This is a genomic window from Mesorhizobium sp. M1403 (assembly GCF_040317695.1).
Taxonomy (GTDB): Bacteria; Pseudomonadota; Alphaproteobacteria; order Rhizobiales; family Rhizobiaceae; genus Mesorhizobium.
The window spans coordinates 1-8,828 of the sequence record NZ_JAMYKY010000062.1 but is presented as its reverse complement, the minus strand read 5'-3'; the positions used below and the strand labels follow the sequence as shown (position 1 = coordinate 8,828).

Genomic DNA, 8,828 nt, shown 5'->3' with positions numbered 1-8,828 from the left:
CCGAACAGGTCATGCGCGGTGCGCCCTACCAGATCCGCGCTAGCGACCTTGAAGATGAACGGATCAAGGCCGATTTGGCGCGCAAATCTCCGCGTATCATCAACGAGGATAATCAGAAATCGCTGTTTCCCGCCATTTGAAGAGGGGGTGCATAATGAATCAATCTTCGCTACACCGCGCAGCGCTCTTTCCGCGGCATTGTTCGACATGCAGGTCCTGCCGTCGTCGGCATAACGGGCGAAGTCGGCCCAGCGCGACAGCATATAGTCGATCGGCCCGGCCACCGGGGATGAGCGAGAGAGCCCGGCCCGCTCGGCGCGCAGCCATTCCTCCATCTCCCCAGCAATGGTTGAGGACATGCTGGCGGCCCGCGGCATCATCGTCACGCATCAGACCGTTCGAAGCTGCGCGGAGAAATTCGGACGGCATTTCGCCCGGGAGATCAAGCGACGGTCAGCCGGCTGCCTGGGCGACAAATGGCATCTCGACGAATGTGTCGTGGCTATCAGTGGCAAGAAGCAGTGGCTCTGGCGTGCCGTCGATCAGGACGGCTTCGTCCTCGAAGTGCTGGTACAAAGCCGCCGAAATGCCAAGGCGGCAAAGCGTCTGATGCGCAAGTTGCTGAAGGCTCAAGGGCGGACACCACGGATCATGATCACCGACAAGCTCCGATCCTATGATGCCGCCATGCGCGACCTCATGCCCGGCGTCGAACACCGGTCGCACACAGGCCTGAATAATCGAGCGGAAAATTCGCACCAGCCGACCCGACGACGCGAAAGGATCATGAAACGCTTCAAGTCGGCACGCCAGCTTCAGCGGTTCGTTTCCATCCATGATCCGATTGCCGACCTGCTCCACTTTCCCTGCAATGCGCTGTCATCGGCTCAACATCGAGACCTGCGTAACGCCGCCATGCAAATCTGGACAAAATCGCGTGTGTCGCCACAGCGTGACAGCCGTCCCGGCCAGCTATCGCTGCATCAAGCCGCTGAAACTTTACAGTGCCGGGCGCGCTGCTACCTGAATTTCCTTACCGCTCAATCAATGTGACAGCACCGATTCTTCTCAACCGCGGCATGCCCTAAATCGTCACTTGCGTTCCGATCTCGACGACGCGTCCGGTCGGGATCTGGAAATATTCGGTCGCATCGGCGGCCGTGCGTGCCAGGCCGATGAACAGCTTGTCCTGCCACACCGGCATGCCCGAATTGGGCGAGGCTTTGAGCGAGCGCCTCGACAGGAAGAAGGATGTCGTCATGATGTCGAACTTCCAGCCTTGCTTGCGGCAGGTCGCCAGCGCGCGCGGAATGTTGGGCTGTTCCATGTAGCCGAAGGTCAGCGTCACCCGCATAAATAGCTCGTTGACCGTCTCCATCTTGCCCGCTCGTTCTCGGGCACCACCGGCTGCGGGGCAGTCACCACCGAAAGGATGACGTTCTGCTCATGCAGGACCTTGTAGTGTTTGAGGCTGTGCATCAGCGCTGTCGGCGCGCTCAGCGGATCGCTGGTCAGGAACACCGCGGTCCCCGACACCAGATGCGGCTTCTTCTTCAGCAGATTGCCGGCAAGGAAATCGAGCGGGATCTCGTTGCGGCGGGTCTTGTCGAACAGATAGCGGCTGCCGCGCACCCAGGTCCACATAGCCAGCACGATGGTGAAGGCCACCGCCAGCGAAGCCCAGCCACCCTCGAACACCTTGACGATGTTGGAGGCGAAGAAGCCGATGTCGATGAAGGCAAACAGCGCGGTCAATACGATCGCCACCCTCAGCTTCCACTTCCAGATGCGGGTCATGATCACATACAGCAGCACCGTCGTCACCAGCATGTTGCCGGTCACAGAGATGCCGTAGGCCGACGCCAGCTTGCTGGACTCGCCGAAGCCAACCACCAGCAGCATCACCACCAGCGCCAGCAACAGGTTGACGCGCGGCATGTAGATCTGGCCGGACTGTTTTTCCGACGTGTGCAGGATTTCCAGGCGCGGCAGCATGTTGAGCTGCACCGCTTGCCTGGTCAGCGAGAAGGCGCCGGAAATCACTGCCTGGCTGGCGATGACCGTCGCGGCGCTCGCCAGCACGACCATGGGAATCAGAGCCCAACCTTCATTCATCTCGAAGAATGGGTGGCCGACCACGCCATTCTTCGCCAACACGAAGGCGCCCTGCCCGGCATAATTCAGCAGCAGGCACGGAAACACGATCCACAGCCAGGCGAGCACGATGGGCCTGCGTCCGAAATGGCCGAGATCGGCATAAAGCGCTTCCGCGCCGGTGACGGCAAGGAAGATGGCGCCGATGGTGACGAAAGCGACGTCGGGCGAATTGATCAGGAAGGCGACAATGTAATGCGGGCTGATCGCCCACAGGATTTCCGGGTCGGCGATGATGTGGTTGAGACCGGAAAGGCCGATCGCCAGGAACCATACAGCGGTCACCGGACCGAAGACTAATCCCACCCCACCCCTGCCAAAGCGCTGCACCGCGAACACCATGGCGAGGATGACCAGGGTCAGCGGCACCACATAAGGCTGGAAAGCAGGCGTGACGACGTTCATGCCTTCGACGGCCGAAAGCACCGAAATCGCGGGCGTGATGACCGCGTCGCCGAAAAACAGCGAGGCGCCGACGATGCCGATGCCCAGGATCACCGCCGACCGCTTGGGGAAACTGCCGCGCGCTAGCGCCATCAGCGACAGCACGCCGCCCTCGCCGCCGTTATCGGCGCGCAGCACGAACATGATGTACTTGATGGTGACGATGATAGTCAGCGACCAGATGATCAGCGACAGCACGCCGAGGATATCGCCGCGCTCGGCGACATTGCCGCCCGACGACGCCACCAGCGCCTCACGGAACGCGTAGATCGGGCTGGTGCCAATATCGCCATAGACAACGCCGAGCGCGCCTAGCATCAGCACGTTGGGGCTTTGCTGTTCGATTGCCGGATGGCTCGACTGTTCGACGGGTTCTGCCTCGCTACCAGTATTGGTAAGGACCATGGACGACACTCCGATAAGGGGCGGCCCTCTACCTTTGCTGCACTGCAATATCAAGTGCCGCGACGTAATGGCTCCGTATGCGGACCGCATTTGTTGCCGCACCGGCGGATTGTCTCATACGAAACCACGATCCCGCTCCAGCGCCATTTCCTCGACCAGACACAGGCTCAAGGGGAACCTGAAGGAGAGCCAGACCGGATGGGCGATGATCTGCGGCAGGAAACGATGGCGCTGCTTGTAGCTGACGGCATATCTTTCTCCTGTGTGTGTCTGCCAGACGAGCGGGCGGGCACGGAAGTGGTCGCGCTCTGGCTGCCAGACATACTCGTCGAACCTGATGAAAACCTGACTTGTACACCCAGCCCAAACCGGTGCGAGGGGTCGGTCTATTACCAAAGGCTCTGAGGGCTGATTCTCTAGGGTTCCCGCCTCGATTGATCCGTGACCCCTTGTTGTGAACCGCCCCGGGTTGATCGGAGGCTCCAACTCCTGAGAAGGTGGAGCCATGACAAGCAAGACAACCAACAAGTTCTCTCCCGAGGTCCGAGCCCGTGCGGTGCGGCTGGTTCTGGATCACGAAGGCGAGCATGCCTCGCGGTGGGCGGCGGTCTCGTCGATCGCCGCCAAGATCGGCTGCACGGCGCAGACGCTGCATGAGTGGGTGAAGAAGGCCGAGCGCGCCGGAGTTCCCACGGATGCTGCGACGAAACTGAAGGCTCTGGAACGCGAGAACCGCGAGCTTCGACAAGCGAACGAGATACTCCGCAAAGCTTCCCCTTATTTTGCCCAGGCGAAGCTCGACCGACGGTTCAGACCACGATCGCGTTCATCGACGATCACCGCAAGGCGCATGGGGTCGAGCCGATCTGCAAGGTGCTGCCGATCGCCCCGTCGACCTACCACGACCATGTCGCCAAGCGCGTCGACCCCTGCCGGCTGTCGGCTCGGGCAAGACGGGATACAGCCTTGAAGGATGAGGTCCGACGGTTTGAGGCGAACTTCCGCGTCTACGGCGTTCGCAAGGTCTGGCGGCGGTTGCGTCGCGAGGGCTTCGACGTCGCCCGCTGCACGGTTGCCCGCTTGATGAAGGCCATGGGCCTCGAAGGCATCCTCCGCGGCAAGCCGATCCGCACTACGGTGAGCGACAAGGCCGCACCTTGCCCTCTCGACCACGTCAACCGCCAGTTCCATGCTCCGGCGCCGAACATGCTGTGGGTCTCCGACTTCACCTGCGTCGCGACCTGGACGGGCTTCGTCTATGTCGCCTTTGTCATCGACACCTATGCCCGTCGGATCGCGGTTGGCGGGTGAGCCGGACGCCGTGCAGGGAGGCGGGCTCATCCATCACAGCGATAGAGGCAGCCAAGGCGGATTCAACCGGTCATTGCAACACACCTGCCGAAGTCCTCGACCAGCTCCTTGGGGGACAGTATGATGCCGGTGAATCTCGAGCCCGGTGTCGATGCGCAGGTCGGCGTGCTGCGCCATTTCCGCTCCATGGTCCCAAGTCAGCGACTGACGCAGTTGCTCGGGAAGTTTGCCCATGGATCGGGCTATGGCTCTGCGGACTGCTTCAGCGCCGTGGCCGGCACTTGGTGGACCGTTCTTGATGCGCAGGCTCTGCTGATAGCCATGCATGCGCGGCAGGTGAAGCACGCATTGTGAAGCGTGAACTTCGTTCCACGAGCGTACCGATCGCCTAGCTTCCGAGGCCAAGGATGAGGTCGCCTTCCCAATGTCCGGGGACAGCCCGATCGGCAATTTCGGCCGGACGGTCGCTTATCATAAGGGCGTCTCTAATGAAGGACTTGTTGCGAACTCGGGCCTGTTCGCGCGGTACGCGCGTTCGCGCGGTCCGCGCAACGCTCGGCCTAAACGCAGACATGCGGTCAGTCCTCGGCGCAATGCTCCGCGTCCTTGAATGTACAAGGACTGATAGATCGTCTCGTGGCTGATCCGCATGGTTTGATCCTCTGGGTAATCGATCTGAAGCCGATTTAGCGATCTGCTCGGGGCTCCAGGCTGCCGACCACCTCCGGCTCTGTCGTTTTTTCCATACCCACCTTGGGGCCCTCGAATGAGGCGCCATTGGGGTTGGTGACTTTGCCGGCCAAGCGCTCCTCAACATATTCACGCAGAGCCGGATTGACCGCCAGCTTGCCAGGAGCCGCCGGGACGCACGATCGGCGTGCCATTGGCGGCACTGGCCGGTAATCCAGATTGCCGCTGCGCGTCGCGGCATTGCGCCTGACCTCCCGCGAGATTGTGCTCGGCGGCCGACCTAGCTTACGAGCAACGGCCCGGATGCCGATTCCCTTGGCAAGCTCAAGCGCAATATCCTCGCGCTCCCGAAAGAAAGATATCGCCCCGAAGGCGGCTTCGCCCACGGCGCCAAATGCGTTGGCGGCATCCCTCCTGCACTCCGAAACCAGCGCGGACCAAGAGGCGTTGATGTACCGGCATCCAGTGCGGCCTCCTCGCTCGAATGTCCCAAGGCAATAGCTTGCCAGAACCGGAAGCGATTCTCACGCTGCCAGGCAGGCGGACGCCCGGGCGAATCTAGCTTCTTTCGAGTGCACCGATCTGAAGCGCGTTGGTGAACCGTCATTGCAACCTCCAATCCCTTGGTGTTGCGACGACCGGTTGAATCCACCCAACACGTCAGCAATCAATACACCGAGCGCTTGGCGGAGGCCGGCGTCCAACCCGCAGTGGGCAGTGTCGGCGACTCTTTCGATAATGCTCTCGCCGAAACGATCAACGGTCTTTACAAGGCCGAGGTGATCCATCGACGCGGACCCTGGCGCTCATTCGAGGCCGTCGAGTTCGCCACGCTCGAATGGGTCGACCGCTTCAACAATCGCTGGCTGCTGGAGCCCATCGGCAACATCCCGCCGGCCGAAGCCGAGGAACGCTACTACGCCATGTTGAATGAACCAGCCATAGCCGCGTGACTCAAACGAAACGGCCTCCGGAAAGCCCGGGGCAGTTCACATCGCATTTGATGCCAGCTTCATCGTATTTTCTTCGGCTTGGACGGGCACTTGGCAGACCCACAGAGCTGGGAACCCTTTGCCATACTACAACTGTAACATCATATCGGTTTAGCAGGTCAAGCTTCGGTGGTAACCTCATTGGGTAGAATAACTACTTTGGAGGCGAGCAATGGACCGCGATAACAAACGGGCACGCGCAGCTGCAAGATCATCTCAAGGCGTGGGGAGCAGTAGCCTCCGTGACGTTCCAGAGGGGCCATTGAGCGATGTTGCAGAACGGCTGGTAACCGCTAACCCGCGCGATACAGCGCGAAATCTTGGGGGCTTCAAAGGCCTCGGGACGCACGAGCGAACAGCCGTTCGGGGCACTCAACCCGGGCCAGAAACTGACCTCGCGAGATTTGAAAGGCGGACCAATCGGCTTGGACAAATAGCCATCAATCTGGCCGCGACATTAACAGCCGAATTGGGGTACAGCACGGATGACGTAGCATTGCGGAAAGTCGGAGCGGCCAGTAATCTAGGCGATTACCTAACGCCAGGGCTGCAAGATCTTATTGTTAATCGCATTGGCAACATGGATCCGCCGTCGCAAGCTCTCGGAGCTTATTACGTTGCGCCACACTTCAGTAAGTTTACTGACGAAAATAAATCTCGCATTCTTGATCAGGCCATTGGATTGGCTTCTTCTGATCCGGATGGCAATGTCAGAAACATGGCATCCAATGCTATTCTCAACATGTATCACCAGTTCGACGCAAATCAACAGGCCCAAGCTCACTCAGTTTTTCCCGGCATGCAAGACATCTTGCCGCACATGCCGCCGCCGCAGCATGCAGCAGAGGAACGGAGTGCGAATCTGGACGGCCACATAGCAGGTATTGAGGCCGCAGTCCGTGATACAGTAGGCCCGCAAACCTCCTATGAACAGCTGCAGCGGGGTGCTCGGGTCGGGCAGTCCATAAGCCACGCCTACAATCACGCCCGAGAGGACCTAATGGAGGCCACCAGAAGCAGAGATCGCTCCGGCCGTTGAGGTCTCGGCCATGGTACAGTGACGCTTTCTCTCCCGAATTCCGTTTACGGCCTTGCCGTTTCCAATTCGCTGGCCGTTGACGTACCTGCTTAGTGTAACTTTCAAAAGCCACGTCTGCCGGGTGATGCGCTGCAAGCATCGCACCACCCACTGCGGCATCGATCTGTCGAGCGGCGACATCGCGCGACGCCGGTTCGGTCTCTGAAGCACGCGCAGCATTAGCTACGGCTAAGCCGGCAATGGAACAATGCTTTCAACAAAAACGACGCCCCCCAACTTAGCCATCAGCATCGCGTGCTCACTCGCCGTGGGCTTCTGTGCGGCAAGTCTTTACGCAACCTTCCGCCACGGCGGCAGCGGCGAGGCTCTGATGGCGTTTGATGTCCGTGCCTTTTGGTTTGAGACGCCTTTCTATTTGGGTTTCGCAACCCCCGTTTTCTATCGGGGCGCGGCGATCGTGCTCTCGACGTCCGCGGTCGTCTTGCTGGTTCAGCAGATCGTATTGCGCCGCAAGCTCGAACACCACGGGACGGCACGTTGGGCTCGAGTGGATGAAATGCGACGCACGGGATATCTGCGACGATACCGTGGCGTGACAGGGCCGGTGTTTGGGAAGACAAGTGGCCCTTTCTGGCCTGGCTACTACCTGACCAATGGCGAGCAGCCTCACAGCCTCATTGTTGCACCGACCCGCGCTGGCAAGGGCGTCGGCATAGTCATTCCAACGCTACTTACATTCAAAGGCTCGGTGATAGCTCTGGACGTCAAGGGGGAGCTCTTTGAGCTCACCTCGAGGGCGCGCAAAGCCGCAGGTGACGACGTGTTTAAATTCGCGCCGCTGGATGCGGAGCGGCGCACAAACTGCTACAATCCGCTGTTGGATCTTATAGCGCTGCCTCCACAGCAGCAATTCACCGAAGCCCGCCGCTTGGCCGCAAACCTGATTACGGCCAAGGGGGAGGGCGCGGAAGGTTTCGTCAGCGGCGCGCGAGATATCTTTGTCGCGGGAATCCTTGCCTGCATCGAGCGGGGCACGCCAACAATCGGCGCCGTCTATGACCTCTTCGCCCAGCCGGGGGAGAAGTTTAAGCTCTTCGCGCAACTCGCCATGGAGACCCAGAACAAAGAGGCACAACGCATCTTCGACGACATGGCGGGGAACGATACGAAAATCCTAACCTCCTACACTTCCGTGCTCGGCGATGGCGGGCTCAACCTGTGGGCGGATCCCGCTGTAAAGGCGGCTACAAGTCGCTCGGACTTTTCGGTCTATGATCTTCGCCGTCGCAGAACGTGCATCTATCTTTGCGTTGGTCCGAACGACCTTGAGGTGATCGCGCCTTTGATACGCTTGTTTTTTCAGCAAATCGTTTCAATTCTGCAGCGGTCGCTGGCCCGCCGGGATGAAAAGCACGAGGTTCTCTTCCTGCTCGATGAGTTCAAGCACTTGGGTAAGCTGGAGGCGATCGAGACCGCAATCACGACTATCGCGGGCTACAAGGGGCGTTTCATGCTCATCATCCAAAGCCTTTCGGCACTGACGGGGGCTTATGGAGAGGCTGGCAAGCAGAATTTTCTCAGCAATACCGGACTGCAAGTGTTCATGGCCACGGCTGATGACGAGACTCCGAACTACATTTCCAAGGCCATCGGTGAATACACGTTTGAAGCCAAATCGATTTCCCACAGCCAGGCGCGAACGTTCGACTGGAACATTCAGAATTCACATCAAGGTGCACCGCTGTTGCGTCCCGAACAGGTTCGGCTGCTCGATGACGACTACGAGATTGTTC

2 protein-coding genes, 7 pseudogenes and 1 other annotated feature are annotated in these 8,828 nt (G+C 59.8%); of the genes and pseudogenes, 5 read left to right on the top strand and 4 right to left on the bottom strand.

The annotated features are described in order from the left end of the window. Positions 1 to 167 precede the first annotated feature (167 nt). Positions 168 to 335: pseudogene (locus NKH01_RS34505) on the bottom strand (IS66 family transposase); the annotation flags it as partial. 13 nt (positions 336 to 348) lie between these two features. Here NKH01_RS34505 and NKH01_RS34500 point away from each other — a divergent pair. After that, positions 349 to 927, top strand: a pseudogene (locus NKH01_RS34500) (IS6 family transposase); the annotation flags it as partial. A 157-nt stretch (positions 928 to 1,084) separates the two neighbouring features. On the opposite strand, the pseudogene NKH01_RS34495 reads toward NKH01_RS34500, so the two are convergent. Together NKH01_RS34495 and NKH01_RS34490 are read right to left on the bottom strand one after the other, a co-directional pair. Next, a pseudogene (locus tag NKH01_RS34495) lies at positions 1,085 to 3,003 on the bottom strand (potassium transporter Kup). An 83-nt stretch (positions 3,004 to 3,086) separates the two neighbouring features. After that, positions 3,087 to 3,222, bottom strand: a pseudogene (locus NKH01_RS34490) (IS6 family transposase); the annotation flags it as partial. Positions 3,223 to 3,508: 286 nt separating this feature from the next. Between NKH01_RS34490 and NKH01_RS34485 the strand changes: the two are divergent. After that, positions 3,509 to 4,369 (top strand): annotated as a pseudogene (locus NKH01_RS34485) (IS3 family transposase); the annotation flags it as partial. Further along, positions 3,778 to 3,894, top strand: a sequence feature (AL1L pseudoknot). Its footprint overlaps the pseudogene before it by 117 nt. Positions 4,370 to 4,443: 74 nt before the next feature. On the opposite strand, the pseudogene NKH01_RS34480 reads toward NKH01_RS34485, so the two are convergent. Continuing rightward, a pseudogene (locus tag NKH01_RS34480) lies at positions 4,444 to 5,611 on the bottom strand (IS30 family transposase); the annotation flags it as partial. A gap of 43 nt (positions 5,612 to 5,654) precedes the next feature. On the opposite strand from NKH01_RS34480, the pseudogene NKH01_RS34475 reads away from it, so the two are divergent. The 3 genes and pseudogenes from NKH01_RS34475 to virD4 form a co-directional block, all read left to right on the top strand. Further along, positions 5,655 to 5,957 (top strand): annotated as a pseudogene (locus NKH01_RS34475) (integrase core domain-containing protein); the annotation flags it as partial. Between the two features lie 301 nt (positions 5,958 to 6,258). Then, positions 6,259 to 7,035, top strand: coding sequence for a hypothetical protein (locus tag NKH01_RS34470; protein ID WP_353024665.1), 777 nt, complete (start codon positions 6,259 to 6,261; stop codon positions 7,033 to 7,035). A 247-nt stretch (positions 7,036 to 7,282) separates the two neighbouring features. Beyond that, a partial coding sequence (virD4, locus tag NKH01_RS34465; protein WP_353024664.1) for a type IV secretion system ATPase VirD4 occupies positions 7,283 to 8,828 on the top strand: 1,546 nt, incomplete at its 3' end.